We start from the raw sequence: 18,576 nt of genomic DNA, 5'->3' as shown, positions 1-18,576 counted from the left end.
TTTGAATTCATATACTCAAGTTACAAGCCTAAAAGGAACTTTTTCTACGAGAAAATTGCAAAGTGGAAAACTCATCCATTTGTCTTTGCTCTACTTTTTCTTGCTGAATGCGCTTATCCTTTGCTTTCTTTTCAATCATCCACTCATAAGAACGACGGGTTTTTCGAGTCTCCAGCCAGTGTTCTTCACAATTATTGACCTGTGAAACAAAGTGTTCTTCGGCAGCTTTTTGCTTAGCTAAGGTTTCATCTAGCTGAGTTAAGAATCGATTTAAGTGTCCATACTCACTCGCAGTAAGCCCACCTTTTCCACGCTCTACCAGTTGATTGCAATAATCCAATCTGTATTTTTCTATTTGCTCGACTTGGCGGTAGTAATCTTCGAGCTCTGCTCTCGACTTATTGAGAGCCAGCACGGACTGAGATTCTTTATCTTTGGCCTGTTCAAGTAGAAACTCTAGAGCATTATTCACTTATTCCTCTCTTAAGATGGCTGCAATATACTGCGAAGCATATTCACACACATCTCATATGGGACCGCTTCTCCCATACCTTGCTGTGCGTACTCATCCAATTTAGGTTTGAGAGTAAAAGCGGTATCAATCGCTGGGTCTGTCCCTGGTTTGTATGCACCAATAGAAACAAGATCTTGGTTTTTTCGACAAACCGAAAGCACCTGACGAACGGCTTTCGCCATCATCATGTGTTCATCGGTTGTGATTTGAGGCATAACACGACTGACGGACTTCTCTACATCAATAGCAGGATAATGACCAGCATCTGCCAGCTCACGTGACAACACGATGTGACCATCCAAAATGGCTCGCGACGCATCGGCGATCGGATCTTGTAAGTCATCCCCTTCCGTTAATACGGTAAAGAAAGCGGTAATCGAGCCCTGATTATCATCGCCATTACCAGCACGTTCAACGAGTGCCGGTAACTTGGCGAACACCGATGGCGGATAGCCTTTAGTTGCTGGTGGCTCGCCTACCGAAAGAGCGATTTCACGCTGAGCTTGAGCAAAACGCGTTAATGAATCCATGAGCAAAAGAACATCTAGCCCTTGATCGCGAAAGTACTCCGCAATGGTCAACGCTGTCTGACAACCTTTCAAACGCATAAGAGGTGAAGAATCGGCAGGCGCTGCAACAACGACCGAACGCTGGCGACCTTCTTTTCCTAGAATCTCTTCAATGAATTCTTTTACTTCGCGTCCACGCTCGCCAATCAGCCCCACCACCACTACTTGCGCGGTTGTGCCTCTCGTCATCATACCGAGAGTGACCGACTTACCGACACCAGAGCCAGCAAAGAGACCAATACGTTGACCTTTACCTACCGTTAGCAATCCATTTACCGCTTTCAACCCCACATCCAGCGGTTCTGAAATCGGCTTTCGTGCCAATGGGTTTATGGGCTGAACATTGAATGAGGCTTTTTTCTCTGTATAGATATCACCAAGACCATCCAGTGGATTACCCACACCATCAATGACCCGACCAAGTAACTCCATTCCAACCGACAAACCACTGTCAGTGGTAATTGGCGTTACTTTTGCGCCTGGTAGAACACCCGTAATTTGTTCACTCGGCATTAAATAAAGGCTTTCCCCTGAAAACCCAACTACTTCGGCTTCCATTTCTCCGCTGAGTGTTTCAACCTTGCAAAGGCTACCGATGGGCGCTTTACACCCTGTAGCCTCAAGCGTTAAGCCCACCACGCGGACTAACTTGCCGGAAGCAATCGCCTTCGTGGTTAAGCCTTGGGTTTTATAATTGGAAAGTCTTTCTTCAAGAGCCAGCATTACACTTGCTCCTGATGCCGATTTGACCCGCAGAAGGATTGAATGACTGAACGGATTCGTTCTTCCATTTTAAAGCTCACACTCGATTCTCCAGCTTCGATATGCACATCTCCTCGATTCAGAGATGGTTCACTGGATAACGTCCAACTACGATTTTTGAGTTCTTCCTCGCCGTAAGACGAAAGAACGATGGCCAAATCCTCGGGATTGAGTTTTATGGTAATGGCATGACCTGCAATAGGTAGAGCTTCAACACTTTGACGGACAGTATCTAATATCACTTGTGGGTTCATCTGCACTTCTACGTGAACCACTTCTTTAACCATGGTGAGAACCATGTCCACCAATTGCTTTTCAACCTGAGAATTCATTAACTCAAGAGGTTGAGCAAATTGGCTTGCCAACGTCATAAAGTGTTTTACTTGTTCTTCAATGTAAGTTTGGCCAGCTTCAAGACCTTCTTGTTTACCTTGCTCTGTACCTTCTTGATGACCCGTGGTAAACCCTTCTTCTTTGCCTTTTTCGAACCCGTCTTGGTATCCTTTCTCTTGACCTAAAGTCATGCCCTCTTGATAGGCGGCTTGCTTTATTTCTTCTATTTGTTCTTCGGTCAGTTCTACCGGCTCTTCGGCTTCGGGCGTATCAAAGTTGGGTACCCAAGAAGGATCGTATTTGAGGGCGGTATCTTTGGCATTAGCATTGGCGTCACCTGTATAGTCAGGTAACCCCCACGCTTCCGCTTTTTCGGCTATGTCATCTTCATCCGGTCGTAGAAAGCCGCGTTTACGTTCTAATGACATCACACTACCTATTTTGAATTGTTCAAGCTGCGCTCGCTAATGGAGCGCATGGGATTATAGGAATTCGTCTGCACCACCACCCAGCATGAGCTCGCCATTGTCGGCAAGACGTCGGGCAATCGCCAGAATTTCTTTTTGAGCCGCTTCCACATCGGAAACTTTTACCGGAGCCATCGCTTCCATGTCGTCGCGCATCATCTCTGCTGCACGCTTCGACATGTTCTTGAATACTTTCTCGCGAAGACCATCATCGGCACCTTTGAGCGCTCGTTGTAAAACATCCTGTGGAATATCACGCAGCAACTTTTGAATACCGGCGTCGTCCACTTCCATCAAGTTTTCGAACACGAACATCAGATCTTGAATCTGAGTCGCCATGTCTTCATCTTGTTCACGGATTTGATCCATCAAGATGCCCTCGACACTGTTATCCATGAAGTTCATTATTTCAGCAGCAGCCTTAGTACCACCAATCTTGGCAGCTTGCGCACCAGCTTGGCCCGCGAACTGTTTCTCCATGATTTCGTTTAATTCTGCTAATGCAGAAGGCTGAACTTCTTCTAAGTTGGCGATACGCATAACCAAGTCGAGGCGATCACGTTCAGCAAATTGCGAAAGGATCTCTGCAGATTGGTCGGCTTCGAGATAAGAAAGTACGATAGTTTGAATTTGCGGGTGCTCGTTCACTATGATGCTGGCAACTTGACGAGGATCCATCCATTTAAGGGAATCCAATCCTTTCGAGCCAGTACCTAACAATATTTGGTCAACGAGGTTGTTCGCTTTGTCTTCACCTAATGCAGCAACCAAAGCATTTCGCATAAAGTCTTCGCTGCCCATACCTATATTGGTGTATTTCTGAATATCTTCCAGAAACGCACGATGCACAACGCTAACTTTATCTGAGTTTAGGTCGGCAGCCCTCGCCATAGCACTACCCACTCTTTGAACCTGTTTGGGTTCTAAGTGGCGAATAATGCCTGCGGCATCCGATTCATTTAGGCTCAAAAGCAATATCGCAGCACGTTCCTCTCCAGGAATCGACTCAATATCGATTTCCGAGCCTTTTTCTCCGCCATCTTCTGTTTTTGCAACGTCGTTAGCCATCTTCTGACACCCAATTCTTCACTACTTGTGCTGCGAGCTCTGGTTCGTTTGCAACCAGTGCACGAACCGCTTTTAATACATCTTCATCTTTGTGCAGGTTAGGTAAATCAATGCCCGAGCCAAACTCAAACGAGTCACCTGCATCGATGTCACTACCAATCAAGCTGGTATCGCCATCCGCCGATAATGGAAGTCCATCGGCACCAAATTCTGAATCCTCGTCCTCTTCCGAATGAGGGTTGATAAGTTTCTTCATCGCTGGGCGTACCAAAATCAAGATGATTGCGATGATAACCAGCGCACTTGCCAGCCAACGAATCCAGTCGTTGAAATTCGGGTGTTCCCAGATTGGCACATCCAGCATGACTTCGGCTTCTGGTTCTGCAAACTTAACACTCAGAACATTCAGCAAATCACCGCGTGTTTCGTTAAACCCAACAGCACCTATCAGTACACTTCGAATCGCATCAATCTCAGCTTGTGCCAACGGCTGGTATGTAACATCACCCGTTTCCGCATTAACGCTCGGTTTGTGACGGATAGCCACCGACACCGTTTGGCGATTTACGGTACCTGTTTGCCTACGCTCATGGCTAATCGTGGTATCTAACTCAAAATTTCGAGTGGCTTCTTTGTGAACAGAACCTTGGCCAAGTAAAGAACCATCTTTCATCTGTTTCACATCTTGAGGGATGGACGCATCCGCAGGCGGCTGGTTTGAAAGCGCACCAGGTACACCTGCAACCACATTTCCGTTGTTGTAATCTTCTAACGTATATTCGCTGCGTGTAGAAGGTGTATTGGGATCAAATCGTTTGCGAGTTTGCTCCACAGCACTAAAGTCGAGCTCAATGTCTACTTGAGAGGTGTAGTTCCCGATACCCAAAATAGGGATAAGAACAGAATCGATTTTTTCTCGTAAAGCCTGTTCTTGCTTGCGTTCTAGCTCATGTTCTTTTCGGCGAGCTGTTGCCATTGGATCTTGCGACCCCGAGCTGAGCAACCGACCATGCTGATCGGTTACGGTGACTCTTGTCGGCTTCATACCAGGTACGGCGCTGGATACCATGTCGACAATGGAATCCACTTCTTCTTGCTTGAGAGAGTTTGTGGAACCAAGTGTCAAAAATACGGTTGCTGACGCTTCTTGATTATGACGAACAAAGACACTTTGTTTAGGTAGGGCGAGTAAAACTTGTGCTTTACGAACTTGTCGCATTTGCTCGATAGCTTTACCGAGTTGTCTTTCGCGGCTGAGTTTTAAGCGCTCTTGCTCTAAACGCTGGGAAACACCAAACCCCATATCCTGCAGAAGAATGTCATCACCCGCTGGATCCGGTTGATTCAAGCCCGCTCGGGTCATGTTGAGTTTGATGTTGCTGTATTCGCTCACTGGAACACGAATCGTATTCCCTTCGAGGTTATAGTCAATTTTCTGTTGGTCAAGGTAGTCAAGAACGGGGATCAGTTCTTCTGTCTCATATGTTCCTAGCGGGCGTAACTCAGGTTCACGCACCCAAAAGAACACCATGACGATAAGCGCTACACATATTGAAATAGCAACAACCAAAACCACCTGACGCAATAGGTCTAGATCACCCATTGACATGTCAAACTTCGAGGAGCTTTGCTCATCTAAGTCTAGGTTTTGACTCTCGTTATCCAGGTCACTTCCTACTGCTACTGCACCACCATCGGATACCGCGAGATCTGTTGATTTGTCTTCAGCCACTTGTCACTACCTGTTTTATACTGGCATGTTCATCAGCTCTTTATAAGCTTCTACCAGTTTATTTCTTACTTGAATCGTCGCGTCAAAAGCCACACTAGATTTGTTTCGAGCAATCATCACATCAGACAACGATACGTTAGGGTCGCCTTGGTCAAATCGAGTTGCTAGCTCTCCTGATTGCTTCTGTAACGCGTTAACGTTATTTATGGCGTTATCCAATAATGCACCAAAATCAGAGGAAACCTGCTGTCCTGTAGCGGGCTTAGTGGAGTTTGTCGCTTCAAGCATCATCGCTTGCATTTCCTGATTCATTCCACCAATTTTCATTGTTCACCTCTGTCGTCAATATTCTGACTTGTTACTGCATTCTATTCTTTGACGCTGCAATTAATATGCCACTAACCAGTGGGCGCAAGTATGACGCTTATCAGTTAGGGATATCAATACCTGAATCACGCATTTTTGCTAACTTGTAGCGTAAGGTTCTCGGGCTAATACCTAGCTTTTCTGCCATTTCTTTTCTGCGCCCATTACATTCTGCCAAAGTATCCAAAATAATAGCGTATTCCTGCTCTCTTAGCTCAGAACCTAGACCATCAGCAGAAGCTCCCATTGTTTTTGTGATCTCATTATCGGGTTCAGCAATTGGTTTAACGGAAGGTATGGCCACATCACCCGATTCAACAACGGCTTGTAAGCTATTCGCATCTTCCCAATCGACACCTTCGAGTAGGATATGGTCGGAGCCGATATCACCTTGCTCACTTAATATTAACGCTCGCTGGATAACGTTATCGAGCTCACGAACGTTACCTGGCCAAGGGTATGAAACTAACTTTTGCAAGGCAGTTGCTGAAACGTTAGGAACCGGCATGCCTAATTTTTTACAATGGCGCTCCGCCAAATGTTTGGCGAGCGGCTCAATATCGCCCTGTCGCTGACACAGTGGTGGCCAAGCAATTGGGAATACATTCAAGCGGTAATACAAATCTTCTCGGAAATTGCCTTGAGCAACGTATTGTTTCAAATCACGGTTACTGGTTGCTAACACACGTACATCCAGTTTAATACTTTTACGGCTACCTAAGCGCTCAACTTCGCGTTCTTGTAAAACGCGGAGCAGTTTGGCTTGCAGATTCAAGTCCATTTCACTGATTTCATCTAGCAAAATGGTGCCGCCTTGAGCTTGTTCAAATTTCCCTGGGCACGCCTGAACGGCACCGGTAAATGCCCCTTTCTCATACCCAAACAGTGTGGCTTCCAGCATGTTATCGGGAATAGCGGCACAGTTGATAGCAACAAAAGGGCCATCACTTCGCTGAGATGCATTGTGTATGTACCGAGACATCACTTCTTTACCTGAACCACTTGGTCCAAGCACCATGACGTTTGCGTCTGTTCTCGCGACCTTATCCGCAAGGGCAAGCAATTTGAGGCTCTTCTCATCAGCAACGACGGCATCACCTTCATCATCACTTTTTACTGGGGCATAACGGCTTACCATGTTGAGCAACACTTCTGGCGCAAACGGTTTAGCCATGTAGTCAATGGCCCCTTCTTTCATTGCTGCAACTGCATCTTCAATGTTGGCATACGCCGTCATCAACAATACAGGTAGATTCGGCCAATGCTGTTTAATATTCCTAAGCAGCGCAAGCCCACCCATTCCGGCCATTTGAACATCTGAAATAACAATATCGACTTCTTCTGACTTCAGAATGATCAAAGCTTGTTCTGCGCAATCTGCTTCAACCCACTCGTAACCTGCTAAAGCAAGGGTGTCGACAAGAGCTTCACGTAGACCTTCATCATCTTCAACTATTAATACTTTGCTTTGAGCCATCATTCTTCTCCAGAGTTTGTCGTTGCAAGGGGCAGACAGACAGTGAAACAAGCACCGTCTCCCGGCTCTGAAATCAGTTCTAACCTTCCTTCATGGGCGCGGCAAACCATTTGAACAACGGCGAGCCCTAACCCCGTACCTTGAGATCGGGTGGTAAAGAAAGGTTCCATAATTTTTTGCTGTAATTCAGGTGGGACACCAGGGCCGCTGTCCTGAATCGAAATTTTTAGTTCGTTATTTACTACTCGGAAATAGACATCTATTTGTGCCCCTTTTCCTGAAATTTGGATTGCGTTGATCACAAGATTACTGAGCGCCGAAGCCACTGCATTTGCGTTACCCATCAGCATCGCATCAGGATTTTCCAATTCGAGATGGTAATCAATCGAACTGGTTTTGATTGCGGTTTCCACCATGGGTTGAAATTCAGTGCGCAAGTCTTCAGCTGTAAATGGCTTAACGACCTTGTTGTCTCCCCCTTTGGCAAACAACAGCATGTCGTTTACTTGCTTTTCGAGGTCGTGTAATCGGTCGACCAATTTGGTTTGAAAGCGTTCACGCGTGGGAGCCGGTAGATTTGGCGCACCTAAATTAGAAGCATAAAGCATGGCGCTAGAAAGGGGCGTGCGTACTTGGTGCGCTAGAGATGCGACCATTCGCCCTAAAGAAGACAATCGCTGTAGATCACCAACACGAGCTTGTAATAACCGAGTTTCGGTTAAGTCCGTGATCAATATTAGCTGCCCAGTCTGAGACGCTGAAATAGCGAGACGTACCTTACGTCCATTTCGGAGCGAAATTTCATGTCCATCATCTTCTCGAGGTGCGAATGCGGCTTGAATAACTTCAAACCACTTCTGACCAACCAAAGGAACTTCAAGCAATTTTTCTGCTTCAGGGTTCGCTTCGTAAACACTGCCTTGAGTATCAAGTAAAATAACCCCAGCTGGCATCACATCCAAAACTTGTTTGTAACGCGCAACTTGATCTTCTAAGGATCCTAATGCCGAGGTACTTTCTTGAATTTCTGATGGTGTCATGACAGGTTTCCGACTAAAAACAACAATAGCCTGTAATGCATAATGCATGCCAGGCTATTTTGTGTTGAAAATCAAAAAGTTGAACAATCTGGATAGTGTCAATTGATTGACAAAAATGCGCTTATCGGTTGAGATTATACTTACGCATTTTCTCAACAAGGGTTGTACGGCGCATTCCTAGCATGTCCGCAGCTCGCGCAACGACACCACCTTGAGCCTCTAGTGCTTGGCTGATCATATTCACTTCAACGTCTGCTAAAAGCTCTTTCAAGTTAACGCCTTCTGGGGGTAATTCCTGAGGGCTGTTGGCGTTTTCTTCCATATCGAGTGCGCTTTCTTCAAAATTGAAATCTTCCGAAAAGATGTCAGAAAGTGCATCACGCTCCTGTTCTTCAATGGATTGGCTTGAACCAAGATTCTCCGGTTGAAACTCTGGAATGTCACTGTAGCGATACTTGGTTGGCAAATGATTAACGTCCACCAAGCTGTTTGGAAAAAGAATGACCATGCGCTCAACGAGATTGGCAAGCTCACGGACGTTTCCAGGCCAATCATGTTCCATCATGGAATTGATCGCTCGTGGAGTGAAGCATATCGGCATACCACCTTCCGCTTCCATTCTAGTTAGCAATTCTTTTAACAGCAGTGGAATGTCTTCTTTGCGATCCTTCAGAGCAGGCATATCGATAGGAAAAACATTCAGCCGATAGAATAAGTCTTCACGGAATTTTTCAGCTTCAATCATTTTTTCAAGATTGCGGTGCGTCGCCGCAACAACTCGAACATCTGCTTTGATTGTATTGTTGCCACCAACTCGCTCAAAATTGCGCTCTTGAAGTACTCTTAACAATTTCACCTGCATTGGCATTGGCATATCGCCAATTTCATCAAGGAAAAGTGTACCGCCCTCAGCTAGCTCAAAACGCCCTTTACGTGCAGTGATTGCCCCCGTAAACGCGCCTTTCTCATGACCAAACAGTTCACTTTCCAACAGTTCAGGTGGAATTGCGCCACAGTTAATAGGAACAAATGGACCATTTCGACGCGGCGAGTGATAGTGAATGTTTCTCGCCACCACTTCTTTACCCGTACCAGACTCACCAAGAATAAGAACATTAGCTTCGGTTGCAGACACCTGTTCGATCAAATGGCGTACATCTCGTATACCTTGACTTTGACCAACCAAGCTTCTGAAAAGCGTATTTTTACGGCTAGCAGACGGGAGAGGCCCCCCTTTGCGCCCAAGAAATTCTTGGCAGTGCCGCAACGCATCACTGAGCTGAGGGTAATTCAAAGGCTGTTCAAGCTCGCCAACATAATGTGGAAAATCGTCCACAGAAATGGTGTTACTGCTTAATGTTAGTAGTGGAATATGGTTGGATTGTTTCAGTATCTTGGTAAGAGGCGCTGTCTGCGATTTATGGTTTATGGAGCCTAAAATGCATCCAGCCCATGTCGCGGTCCAATCAATGCTGTCGATTTCATCGGTACTGATAACTTCACAGTGTTCACCGATAAACTCAAGAATTATGCTTAAATTATGTTTAACCTGCTGATCATCTTCAATAACCAACAATTGTGCCAAGCCTTGCATAGAAATAAGTGTTTGCCTTTAGATTTTAATCATTATCGTACAGACCTAAGCCCTGCAACTTTGTTTCATTTACGAATTAAGTGTGCAAAATTATGGGCATTAAGAGCGCAGCAAAAACAAAAAAGCCATTAAAAGAGTAGGCTCTAATAATGACTCTATTCTATGCGATAAAAAAAATAAGGCAACCAAGCACTTTGCGGATGTGAGTTTTGTTCTAAAACATCTTAAATCCGTGATTACTGACCTATTTCTGCAGATGTTAAGTTATGAAACTCTGCTGGAATCTGATCCCACGCTGATTTGATCTCACGAATGATATCAACCACGTCGTCAATCGGCTTAGGTTCATTACTCTGATTCGCTACAGTGATTTGCGTAATCATGAACTCATAAAGCTGATCTAGGTTTTTAGCAATATCACCACCGTCATCCATAGACAAGCAAGATCTGAGTGCGATAACAATGTCTAACGCTTTACCTAAACGCTCACCTTTTGTTGCTATATTTCCCTGCTGCATTGCAGCCTTACCTTGAATCAGGCGCTCAATCGCACCAGCCATCAGCATTTGTATAATCTTATGCGGAGAGGCCGCAGACAGTTGACTGTCTACTGAAACCTTTTTGTAAGCCTGTAAAGAACCTCGCATGGTAATCCTCTCTTATAGAAACTTCTTATAAAGCTGAACAGACTTGTTTCCGTGTCGGTACTTTTTCAAGTGATCAGCAATTTTATTGGTATTCGCCTGCATCAGTAACACAATTTTCTGTGTTCTTTCCACTGCTTGTTGCCACTCTTCTTTATTGACGAGGTCAGGCGATTTTTCAAACTCTTGCAAAGCACTTTGCAACAACTGTTCTCTTTTATCGACCGCAGCAACAATTTCTTCAGCAATTATTTCATCTTTTTCCAAAAAAGATACAAGCTGCTGATCCAGATCGCTTAGGTCTGTCAATATATTGGACATACATTAACCAAATGCATTCATCATGCCAGAAAGTTGCGCTTGCATCTTACTGGTGGCTTCCTGCATAGCAGAAAACTTATCATGTGTTCTTTGTTCAAGGCTGTCCATTCGACGATCTAAGTTAACCTGCTGATCGTTTAAACGGTAGTTCTGCTCATACAGGCTCTTCTCTCGCGTACTTATAGAACCAGTAACACCCGTCATCGAATGTATGGCGTCTTCTACTTTTTTTGCAAAGCCATCATTCCCACCAAAAAACTCTCCAAGCTTGGTGAAGTTTTTATTGAGTTGGCGGTCAAGCATGTCGTAGTTCACTTCAAGTGTACCTTGACGCGTTGTCGTAATACCAAACTCTGTTAGGGTTCGTATGTCTTCTGGTGCATCTTTGATCGCGGTGGTAAATACTGTTTTTAAACGCGACTCTGCACCACGGACAATACTGTCACCAGAAAGAGGACCTGCAACCCCAGAGGCTGGATCTGCCCCCGAAAGTTCCTTGCTGAGCTTGTAGAACTGATTGTATGAATCAACAAATGTCAGGATGTCATTTCTAACGCGTTCTCTGTCGTAGTCTATTCCAATTTCAGTTTGTTTCTTGGAGTCTGATACGCCTTTTAACGTCAAGTCTACGCCATCAATCGCGTTCTCAATAACATTGTTGTCGCTACTGACCTGCGCAATGCCATCCAAAATCACTAGAGAATCTTGACCTTGTTGCAATTCATTCATACCACCGTAGCCATCAAACGCTTTTTGGGCGGCTTGAATTCTTGCTAACGCATCTTTAATGTCTTGATCGTGCTGCGCTTTCGCATTTTCCATCAACATAGCGTCACGTTCTTTCACCGTGACATAAGAATCCGTCAGTGTCCCTGACGCCGTTGGCGACCAACCAGGAATATCGGACGACTTCTCGCGTGCTTTGTCATCCAGCCCGTCGGTTCCGGGCTCGTAGGAGCTTAGTAGTGTCCCTGACGCCGCTTCAGAGAAACCGGGAATAGTGTCTTCCGGTTTAGGTGGCTTTTGCTCTACGCCATCAATAATGACCGGCTCTTCAATTCCCGGTAAATTGACGACATAGACAGGTAGTGCACCGTCAGGATTGATCGGTTTGCCTTCTAGGGCTTCTTCGATTTCCTTTGGTGAATATTTATTCTCCAGAACGGCAACATCTTGCCCATCTGCAGTTAAAACTGGCGAAGTTTGTAATTTAAGGAGTGCCGCTTGCGCTTCTTCCAGGTCTTTAATCCTGTCTTCTAGCGTTTTGTATTCAAGCGCTTCCAAGGGGTTGTTTGGGTCAGCAGAGTTAGCTGAAACGTAGACTTGGTTTTCTACACCCGTTTTTTCTGAGGCTAAAATAATGCGCTGACCATCAACATCGTTGATGATGGCAGCGCGAACACCAGGATTGCCGGGAGCTGCATTGATGCCTTTAACAACATCAATGAGCTTGGCATTTTGTTTTACTTCAACAGTAAAATCCCTGTTTCCTAAACGGATCTGCAGCTCACCAGCCCCATAGCGAGTTTTCTCACCCACAATGTTAGAACCCAACTTATGGTTCTGAGCAAGCTGCACCACATCGACAGCATATTTGCCTGCGATTGCGTCCGTTGTGGCTGTAGCTGAAACTACTTCTTCATCGGATGACTCCACCGAACGTACGGCGAAAGCCTTGTCCTGACGAAACTGAGCCATCAGTGCTTTCATAGAATCCAGTGATTCCCTGAGTCGACCATAGGCGCTGATATTGGTCTCAACTTTGGTGCGCTCATTATCGATCCGTTGCTGCTTTGGAAGCCGCTCCGAATCCACAATTTTGCTCACCATAGAGTTGATGTCCATACCAGACATTCCACCCATTGGGTTTACACTCATTCTCTCACCTTCAAACCTATTACACCTTTTCCACGATTAACCCGGAGGAATTGGCGGCTAGGCGCCTTAATATTTCGAGCATTTCTTCGCTCGGTATCTGTTTGATGATATCGCCAGTATCCACATCGAATACTGTGACAACTCGTCTCCCAGACTCGTCATCGAATTTAAACGACAATCCTTTATTGAGTGAAGAAATAAAATCATTTACTTCATCAATCCGCTTTTCTAACTCATCTGCATTAATCTTAGTACGCTCTTCAGCGAATGATTGTGCGGAATCGTTTTGAATCGCTTCTTTCGGATCCTCATTCTCTGCTCTTTTTAGCGCATTAGCACTGGATACATCCTCAGCTGTAGAAGCAATCTTTGTGCCACTACCATAAGAAGGCTGGGAAATCGATGTGTAGGATGATATGTCCATAACGATCTCACCTCCACCTTGATAGCTTACAAAAGGTTGCCCTTATGCACGCTTCTTACACAGAAGTATACCAGATTTAACCTAACAAACTCAGTGCCGCGGATGGTGACTGTTTTGCTTGAGCGAGGATAGATGTACTCGCCTGCTCAAGGATCTGAGACTTCGTCAATTGAGTGGTCTCTTTTGCAAAATCAGTGTCGCGTATGCGACTCATCGATGCGTTCACGTTTTCGTTAATGCTATCCAAGTTACTGATAGCGTGATCAAATCGGCTTTGGAATGCACCAAGCTCTGCGCGCTTACTGTCGACACTTGTTAGTGCACCGTCAATGACGGCCACGGCTTGTTGAGAACCAGCAACCGTTGTTACGTCAATATCATTAACCGCAACATCAGCGCTTGCTCCCATGCTCAGTTCTCCAGCTAACCCGCCGCTGAACGTCACATCGCCATCTATTTTTTGGTTGTGGGCAAACACACCCAACTCACCATCGTCGCCTACGTAAGCTTTTAGGTAATCCTGCTGACCATTAATGTAAGTTGCAACTTCTTCAATATCGTCGCCGGCCAAAGCGTTGATAGTGATGTTTTGCGCGTTACCCTCTGTGTCCGTAAACGCAAAGGTCATGTCAGTAGCTCCGCTATCCACTACCCAGTTGCCATCTTTCGCATTCGCAGCTGTGTAATTTTTTCCTGCCATGCTTTCATGGTCGGAACGGACGTTACCCATTTTCAACAATACAGCTTCACCGGAACTGGCACCTATCTGAAAAGATTGAGTACCATATTTACCGTTCAGCAACTTATTGCCACCAAATGAAGTCGTTTCTGCAATACGATTTAACTCATCGTTTAGAGCACCCACTTCTTCCTGAATCGCAACCCGCTCTGAGCGGCTGTTGGAACCGTTAGACGATTGAAGTGCAAGGTCTCTCATGCGTTGAAGGATGTTAGTACTTTCCTTCATCGCCCCTTCCGCCGTTTGAGCTATTGATATCCCGTCGTTTGCATTTCGCACTGCCACGTCTAAACCGCGACTTTGTGAATCCAATCGATTCGATATTTGTAACCCAGCGGCATCATCTCTCGCGCTATTTACACGATATCCCGATGATAAACGCTCCATTGATCTGTTCATGTCGGACGCAGCGTTATTCAGGTTACGCTGAGCCGTCATAGCAGACACATTAGTGTTTACTGATATTGTCATATTAGATCTCCTTTGACATTAAGGATGATGGCGTCGCGTCTCTCACCTCGCTAAACCATCTCATTTCTCGCATTCCTTTTAACGGCGGATCCATTAAGTTCTTTAGAGAAAAACCCGTTTTTTTTTATATTTTTTATGGGGTAAAGTTCAGGGATTTGAATAACCGCATGATGATCAGTAAGTTAGCATTACTGGTCATTTCACTAAGAGCTCACAATGTCGTAATGAAAAGATTTCGACAGTAACAAAGACGCCAAGTGTTAGTATTCTTAAATTCTTTAAAAAGCGCCTACAAAGCTTGCTAGAGGGCGAATTACACCTTAAGCAATAGCTTTATGTAGAAAATACGTTTCGATTCACTAGAAGCATCAGAGAGCGTATATGGTAGAAGTGCTGATTCACTTTATTTAGCCCCTATACCAGTAAGATGGGTATTGGTTTTGGTAATACCGAGTTAAGAAGGGTTGAAACCAGAAAAATGAAACTCAGCACATTTGCGATGATTGCGTTTGAGGCTTGAATTTGAAATTGATACGGCTGGTTGTTTTGTTGGTGCAGTAGGTTTGTTGATTAGTGCAGTAGATTTGTCGCTGCTGAAGGCATTTGATTGGCCTGCGCGATGATCGCGTTTGAAGCTTGTTGTAAAATTTTCGATTTTGTCAGACTGGTGGCTTCTTTCGCGAAATCGGCATCTCTAAGTTGCCCCTTGGAGTCATTCACATTAATGCTCATGTTTCCTAGGTTAGAGATACCACTTTCGAATCGATTATGAATTGCTCCCAGCTGGCCACGCTGGCTATCGACATAGGTCAATGACGCATCGAGCACCGCGATTGCTTGCTGCGCGCCGCCTACCGTACTGATGTTGAGAGTATCGACGGTAAGTTGACCCTGTTTCGATAGTGCAAGTTCTGAGGCAAGACTGCCACTAAACGTAAGATCAGATTTTACATCATGATTTGGTGCAAACAGTTGTAGTTGCCCATTTTCATTGACTGAAGCACTGATTTCGTTCGTTTGTCCGTTAATGTATGTCGCTAACTCTTCGATGTTGTCACCGGATTTAGCCACAATTTGCAAATTAACGGGTTGGTTTGCGACATCCTGAAACTGGATATTTAATTCATTGCTTGAGTCGGTAACTATCCAGTCGCTGTCTTTTCCATTTTGTGCTTCGTAGCTGTCTCCTCCCATACGCTCACTATCTGTGCGCATGTCCGTCAGTGATACCATAATGGCGTCAGTGTTAGGTCCGATATGAAACGATTTGGTTCCATATGTTCCGTTAATCAGTTTCTCACCACCAAAGCTGGATGTTTCAGCAATTCGATTAAGTTCGTCATTGAGAGAGGACACTTCGTGTTGCAGTGCCTGACGATCGTCATCGCTGTTATTTCCGTTGGCAGATTGAATGGATAAATCTCGCATTCTCAACATGATATTGGTTGCTTCGTCTAACGAACCTTCAGCCGTTTCAACGATGGACAACCCATCATTTGCATTGCGAATTGCTACATCTATCCCGCGAGTTTGTACATGGAGTCTATTTGAGATCTGCAGACCAGCTGCGTCATCTTTTGCTGTGTTGATTCTCGTACCTGAAGATAAGCGTTCCAGTGATGTATTTGCATTGCTCATAACACCTTTTAATTGGTGTCTGGTTGCCATTGCCGATACGTTGGTGTTAACCGTTAATGCCACTGAAAGCTCCTGAAAATCTTTGAGTCCGTAGAATATCCACTTCAAGCAATGTCCTTGCTTGGGCACGGGATTGACGATTTTAATCAGTAACGGTAAACCGTCTTTATCCCTGTGGAGTGCCAGGTGGTTGCAACACAATCAACCACCTAGTCCGCCCTTAAACTTCGAGTACTAGCCCAACAGCATTAACGCTGAATTTGGAGATTGCTTTGCTTGAGCAAGTACCGAGGTTGATGCTTGTTGCAGAATCTGAGACTTAGTCATTGCTGTTGTTTCTTTCGCAAAGTCTGTGTCTTTGATTCGGCTTTGAGACGCGTTCACGTTCTCGTTGATGTTATCTAAGTTGCTGATAGCGTGGTCGAATCGGTTCTGGAATGCACCCAGTTCAGCTCGATGGCTATCAACATATTGAAGCGCTGCATCCACTACCGCTACTGATTGCTGCGAACCAGAAACACTAGTTACGTCGATGTCGCTAACCGTCGTTGCCTGCGCAGCTCCCATGGCTAATTCACCACCAAGCGCACCACCAAACGTGACTGCACCGTCTACTTTGTTGTTGTCTGCAAAGACTTGAAGCACACCGTCATCACCTACCGACGCCTTAACTGCATCAGTCTGACCATTGATGAACGTCGCAACTTCTTCAATGTCATCACCTGTTTTCGCGGTAATGGTTAGGTTCTGAGCCGCACCATCTTTGTCGGTGAATGCGATGGTTAAGTCTGCAGCTGCTGCATCTACAGTCCAATCAGCACCTTTAGCGTTGGCAGCTTGGTAGCTTTGACCACCCATGCTTGTTGTGTCAGAACGCATACTCTTAAGACCTAGCATTACAGCTTCACCGCTGTCTGCACCGATCTGGAACGAAGCGTTACCGAACGTACCGTTCAGAAGCTTGTTACCACCGAATGATGTGGTTTCAGCAATACGGTTAAGCTCATCATCCAACGCTGTGATTTCTTCCTGAATCGCTACTCGGTCGTCTTTACTGTTCGAGCCGTTAGCAGATTGCAAAGATAAGTCACGCATACGTTGCAGGATGTTAGTGGTTTCTTTCATCGCACCTTCAGCTGTCTGTGCAATAGAAATACCGTCGTTAGCATTTCGTACTGCCACATCCAAACCGCGGCTTTGAACATTCAAGCGGTTAGAAATTTGCAGACCCGCTGCATCATCTTTCGCGCTATTGATTTTGTAACCAGATGATAGACGTTCCATTGATGTATTAATGTCACTAGCTGCGTTGCCTAGGTGACGCTGTGCTGTCATCGCTGATACGTTAGTGTTTACTGTCATACTCATGGTGTTTCTCCCATTGATTTTCCGTTAAGGGCGGTTTCCGACGTCTCGGAAAACCAATTAGTTCTCTCAAAGTCATAAATTGTATCGACTTACTATTTATTTTCTTTAGCTATTTTTGAATAAAAACTTAAAAAATAATCATCAAACAAAGATAAGATACTGAAATTACTATTTAAATATACTAGCTATTTATTTTTCTTATAATACAGACAGTTAAGATGCTATAAAATACAACAAACATTCATTTGACTTAGATGTAATTAACCCCTACCAGAACGGCAGTATGAAGATATAGATGGGCACAGGTATTATGTAATACCTATTTAGAAAGCTAATGTTTTAGATACGCCTAAACAAATAGAAATTAGAAGAACTAGCACCGAGAATAAATGTAGAAATTCAGAGAATACATCGATGCTCTAGCGTCCAGTAAATTACTGACGAGGCACCCGTACTCTACGGTTCTGAATCACCACCCAACCCTTGGATAGATCACTTCTAATGAAACGAATTCGATATGGGTAAGTGTTGTATAAATGTCTGAACTATAAGGTTTCTTCAGTACATTTCACTCTGCCAATATTTTCCCTCGTGACCTAGTTATTGCGTTTTAGGTTGATAGTTCGCAGTTTAATTATCCAGTTACCATGATTGCACCGATCTAGATTCGCTTATCGCGTCCAGATAGATCTATCCCACTTCCCCGTTATATTAAAAAGCAAATCAGCCTGAGCATTGTTTAGCTAATCGTATCTGTCTCCTTAGTTTCTGGTTAATGTCTTCAAGCACCTAATTGAGTTACTTGAACTTTAATAGCGATATCGTTTAAAACTACAATATCGCTTTAAACCTTTTTGCTGTTACGACTGTTCAATCAGAACAGCAAACTGGTCTATGCCGCGAGAGATCTCGATCGTTTGGGATCTCATTTGCCTTTAGATTGTCGTTTTCAATTGGTTTGGAACCGATTGTGTTGCTCTTCCACCCATTTTTTCTCAACGCTTCTCGTGGTTTGTCTCACCACCTCCCTTGAAAGAGAGAGGCGGGAAGGAACGTCATGGGCAGGCGCTCCTCCCCGCGAGAGAGTCGATTAACCAAGCAAGCTCATCGCAGCATTCGGCGCTTGTTTCGCCTGTGCCAATATCGATGTTGAAGCTTGTTGTAAGATCTG

16 protein-coding genes are annotated in these 18,576 nt (G+C 44.9%); all 16 read right to left on the bottom strand.

Annotated features, from left to right (window positions below; all coding sequences use genetic code 11):
• Positions 1–28 precede the first annotated feature (28 nt).
• Entirely contained in the window at positions 29–472 is a 444-nt protein-coding gene (gene fliJ, locus Q8W40_RS23455) for a flagellar export protein FliJ (RefSeq protein ID WP_305400696.1), read from the bottom strand.
• A gap of 11 nt (positions 473–483) precedes the next feature.
• Positions 484–1,806, bottom strand: a complete 1,323-nt coding sequence (fliI, locus tag Q8W40_RS23450; RefSeq protein WP_305400694.1) for a flagellar protein export ATPase FliI — start codon at positions 1,804–1,806, stop codon at positions 484–486.
• The gene (gene fliH / locus Q8W40_RS23445; RefSeq protein WP_305400691.1) at positions 1,806–2,606 is read right to left on the bottom strand and encodes a flagellar assembly protein FliH; all 801 of its coding nucleotides are present in this window, start codon (positions 2,604–2,606) and stop codon (positions 1,806–1,808) included. Before fliH ends, fliI begins: the two co-directional genes overlap by 1 nt.
• Before the next feature lie 54 nt (positions 2,607–2,660).
• Positions 2,661–3,713 carry a flagellar motor switch protein FliG gene (fliG, locus tag Q8W40_RS23440; RefSeq protein WP_104402258.1) on the bottom strand — a complete coding sequence of 351 codons (1,053 nt, stop codon included), beginning with the start codon at positions 3,711–3,713 and terminating at the stop codon, positions 2,661–2,663.
• Positions 3,706–5,445 carry a flagellar basal-body MS-ring/collar protein FliF gene (fliF, locus tag Q8W40_RS23435; protein WP_305400687.1) on the bottom strand — a complete coding sequence of 580 codons (1,740 nt, stop codon included), beginning with the start codon at positions 5,443–5,445 and terminating at the stop codon, positions 3,706–3,708. Before fliF ends, fliG begins: the two co-directional genes overlap by 8 nt.
• Before the next feature lie 15 nt (positions 5,446–5,460).
• Complete coding sequence (gene fliE / locus Q8W40_RS23430) at positions 5,461–5,772, bottom strand: flagellar hook-basal body complex protein FliE (protein WP_101112839.1); 312 nt, start codon at positions 5,770–5,772, stop codon at positions 5,461–5,463.
• Between the two features lie 100 nt (positions 5,773–5,872).
• Positions 5,873–7,288 (bottom strand): sigma-54-dependent transcriptional regulator, encoded by a 1,416-nt coding sequence (locus Q8W40_RS23425; protein WP_101112841.1) that lies wholly within the window; start codon positions 7,286–7,288, stop codon positions 5,873–5,875.
• Positions 7,288–8,328: a sensor histidine kinase gene (locus Q8W40_RS23420; protein WP_101112843.1), complete on the bottom strand. Its 1,041-nt coding sequence runs from the start codon at positions 8,326–8,328 to the stop codon at positions 7,288–7,290. Before Q8W40_RS23420 ends, Q8W40_RS23425 begins: the two co-directional genes overlap by 1 nt.
• A 121-nt stretch (positions 8,329–8,449) precedes the next feature.
• Entirely contained in the window at positions 8,450–9,922 is a 1,473-nt protein-coding gene (locus Q8W40_RS23415) for a sigma-54 dependent transcriptional regulator (RefSeq protein WP_224055233.1), read from the bottom strand.
• Between the two features lie 236 nt (positions 9,923–10,158).
• Positions 10,159–10,569 (bottom strand): flagellar export chaperone FliS, encoded by a 411-nt coding sequence (fliS, locus tag Q8W40_RS23410; RefSeq protein ID WP_104402253.1) that lies wholly within the window; start codon positions 10,567–10,569, stop codon positions 10,159–10,161.
• Positions 10,570–10,581: 12 nt separating this feature from the next.
• The gene (locus Q8W40_RS23405; protein ID WP_104402252.1) at positions 10,582–10,887 is read right to left on the bottom strand and encodes a flagellar protein FliT; all 306 of its coding nucleotides are present in this window, start codon (positions 10,885–10,887) and stop codon (positions 10,582–10,584) included.
• Positions 10,888–10,890: 3 nt separating this feature from the next.
• The gene (fliD, locus tag Q8W40_RS23400) at positions 10,891–12,765 is read right to left on the bottom strand and encodes a flagellar filament capping protein FliD (RefSeq protein WP_305400682.1); all 1,875 of its coding nucleotides are present in this window, start codon (positions 12,763–12,765) and stop codon (positions 10,891–10,893) included.
• A gap of 19 nt (positions 12,766–12,784) precedes the next feature.
• Complete coding sequence (locus tag Q8W40_RS23395) at positions 12,785–13,189, bottom strand: flagellar protein FlaG (RefSeq protein WP_104402250.1); 405 nt, start codon at positions 13,187–13,189, stop codon at positions 12,785–12,787.
• A 76-nt stretch (positions 13,190–13,265) separates the two neighbouring features.
• Positions 13,266–14,399: a flagellin gene (locus Q8W40_RS23390; protein ID WP_305400680.1), complete on the bottom strand. Its 1,134-nt coding sequence runs from the start codon at positions 14,397–14,399 to the stop codon at positions 13,266–13,268.
• Positions 14,400–14,969: 570 nt separating this feature from the next.
• Positions 14,970–16,100, bottom strand: coding sequence for a flagellin (locus Q8W40_RS23385; protein WP_305400805.1), 1,131 nt, complete (start codon positions 16,098–16,100; stop codon positions 14,970–14,972).
• A gap of 171 nt (positions 16,101–16,271) precedes the next feature.
• A complete protein-coding gene (locus Q8W40_RS23380; RefSeq protein WP_305400678.1) occupies positions 16,272–17,405 on the bottom strand; it encodes a flagellin in 1,134 nt (377 codons plus the stop codon).
• Positions 17,406–18,576 lie beyond the last annotated feature (1,171 nt).

It is taken from the genome of Vibrio penaeicida (genome assembly GCF_030689305.1).
Classification (GTDB): Bacteria; Pseudomonadota; Gammaproteobacteria; order Enterobacterales; family Vibrionaceae; genus Vibrio; species Vibrio penaeicida_B.
The sequence above is the reverse complement of the archived record's forward strand: the minus strand, read 5'-3'. Positions and strand labels throughout refer to the sequence as shown.